The sequence below is a fragment of the Kitasatospora sp. NPDC007106 genome, from assembly GCF_040634455.1.
Lineage (GTDB): Bacteria > Actinomycetota > Actinomycetes > Streptomycetales > Streptomycetaceae > Kitasatospora > Kitasatospora arboriphila.
Genome location: NZ_JBEYFP010000830.1, coordinates 1 through 2493, shown reverse-complemented (window position 1 = coordinate 2493; position 2493 = coordinate 1). Strand labels below are relative to the sequence as shown.

Annotated in this window: 1 protein-coding gene and 2 pseudogenes; 1 reads left to right on the top strand and 2 read right to left on the bottom strand. The window is 67.5% G+C overall.

Going from position 1 to position 2493, the window contains the following annotated elements:
- Positions 1-138: 138 nt before the first annotated feature.
- Positions 139-1905 (bottom strand): proteasome ATPase, encoded by a 1767-nt coding sequence (arc, locus tag ABZ641_RS32945; RefSeq protein WP_344621594.1) that lies wholly within the window; start codon positions 1903-1905, stop codon positions 139-141.
- 245 nt (positions 1906-2150) lie between these two features.
- On the opposite strand from arc, the pseudogene ABZ641_RS32940 reads away from it, so the two are divergent.
- Positions 2151-2396 (top strand): annotated as a pseudogene (locus ABZ641_RS32940) (ferredoxin); the annotation flags it as partial.
- Positions 2397-2402: 6 nt separating this feature from the next.
- Here the strand turns inward: ABZ641_RS32940 and ABZ641_RS32935 are convergent.
- A pseudogene (locus ABZ641_RS32935) lies at positions 2403-2493 on the bottom strand (aspartate 1-decarboxylase); the annotation flags it as partial.

Sequence of the window (2493 nt, the reverse complement as noted above, 5' to 3'; positions counted from 1 at the left end):
GGTTAATTGTAGTTATGTGGTTTGATGTACGAATCTCTACCGCACAGGCGCCCGACCTGCCCGGTTGTGGTCCTGTGCGCCGCGCGGGCCGGGGGGGGGGGGGGGGCCCCCCCCCCCCCCACGGAGGGTTCGCGGTCCTTACAGGTACTGCCCGGTGTTGGCGACAGTGTCGATGGACCGACCGGACTCGGCGCCCTGCTTGCCGGTGACGAGGGTGCGGATGAAGACGATCCGCTCGCCCTTCTTTCCGGAGATCCGGGCCCAGTCGTCCGGGTTGGTGGTGTTGGGCAGGTCCTCGTTCTCCTTGAACTCGTCCACGCAGGCGGCGAGCAGGTGGGAGACGCGGAGGCCGCGCTGGCCGTGGTCGAGGAAGTCCTTGATGGCCATCTTCTTCGCCCGGTCCACGATGTTCTGGATCATGGCGCCGGAGTTGAAGTCCTTGAAGTACAGGACCTCCTTGTCGCCGTTGGCGTAGGTGACCTCGAGGAAGCGGTTGTCCTCGGTCTCCGAGTACATCCGCTCGACCACGGACTGGATCATGGCGGCCACGGTGGCGGGCACCGAGCCGTCGTGCTCCTTGACGTCGTCCGGGTGGAACGGCAGCGAGTCCTTGAGGTACTTGGAGAAGATGTCCTTCGCCGCCTCGGCGTCCGGCCGCTCGATCTTGATCTTGACGTCCAGGCGGCCGGGCCGCAGGATCGCCGGGTCGATCATGTCCTCGCGGTTGGAGGCGCCGATGACGATGACGTTCTCCAGGCCCTCCACGCCGTCGATCTCCGCCAGCAGCTGCGGGACGATGGTGTTCTCCACGTCCGAGCTGACGCCGGAGCCGCGGGTGCGGAACAGCGACTCCATCTCGTCGAAGAAGACGATGACGGGCGTGCCCTCGCTCGCCTTCTCCCGGGCCCGCTGGAAGACCAGGCGGATCTGCCGCTCGGTCTCGCCCACGTACTTGTTGAGCAGCTCGGGGCCCTTGATGTTGAGGAAGTAGCTCTTGCCCTGGGGCCGGCCGGTGACCTCGGCGACCTTCTTGGCCAGCGAGTTCGCGACCGCCTTGGCGATCAGCGTCTTGCCGCAGCCGGGCGGGCCGTAGAGCAGGACGCCCTTGGGCGGGCGCAGCTCGTACTCCTTGAAGAGGTCGGCGTGCAGGTAGGGCAGCTCGACCGCGTCGCGGATCTGCTCGATCTGGGTGCCCAGACCGCCGATCTGCCGGTAGTCGATGTCCGGGACCTCCTCGAGGACCAGCTCCTCGACCTCGGACTTCGGGACCACCTCGTAGACGTAGCCGGAGCGGGCCTCCAGCAGCAGCGCGTCGCCGGGCCGCAGGGTGAGGTCGCGCAGCGGCTCGGCGAGCCGGACGACGCGCTCCTCGTCGGTGTGGCCGATCACCAGGGCGCGCTCGCCGTCCTCCAGGACCTCCTTGAGGGTGACGATGTCGCCGATGCTCTCGAAGGCCATCGCGTCCACGACGTTCAGGGCCTCGTTGAGCATGACCTCCTGGCCGCGGCGCAGCTCCTCGGGGTCGATGCTCGGGCTCACGTTGACCCGCAGCTTGCGGCCGCCCGTGAAGATGTCGACGGTGCCGTCCTCGTTGGCTTCGAGGAAGGTGCCGAACCCGGCCGGCGGCTGGGCGAGGCGGTCGACCTCCTCCTTGAGGGCCACGATCTGGTCGCGGGCCTCGCGGAGGGTGGCGGCGAGCCGCTCGTTCTGGGCGGTGACACCGGCCAGGTTGGTCTGGAGCTCGACGATGCGCTCCTCGAGGATTCTCGAGTTGCGCGGCGAGTCGGCGAGCTTGCGACGCAGGACGGCGATCTCCTGCTCGAGGTACGAGACCTGCGCGGCCTCGTCGGAACCACGAGCGGGCCGGCCGGCGCTGCGGTTGTAGTCGTCATCGTGGGCTGCCACGGTCCTCACCTCCTCCTGGGGGAGCTGGACGACCCAAACCTACCTGCAGCCAGGGGTCTGTAAACCCCTAGATCAGAAAGATGGATCGGGCGTGTCCGATCTTCGCCCTTGCGTTGCGTCCCCTCTGGTAGTGGATGTGCCCACCGCTCAACGGTTCAAAGCAGGGCGGGGGTAAGGTCGGCTCTGGAGTGCGAGTGGAAATGCCGCGCAAAGCGGGGCGTTCCGTGACAGAAACGGCAGGGAACATGTCGGCCACCGGCGAAGAGCTCGAAGTCTGGATCGACCAGGATCTGTGCACGGGCGACGGCATCTGCGCGCAGTACGCGCCGGAGGTCTTCGAGCTGGACATCGACGGCCTCGCCTACGTGAAGGGCGAGGACGACGAGCTGCGCCAGCGGCCCGGCGAGACGGTGCCCGTCCCGCTGACCCTGCTTCAGGACGTGGTGGACTCCGCCAAGGACTGCCCCGGCGACTGCATCCACGTGCGCCGGGACGGTGATCCGGTTGTCCCCGTCGACGAAGACGACCTTGGGCAGGTACGCCTTGGCCTCGGCGGTGTCCATCTGGCCGTACGCGATGAGGATCACG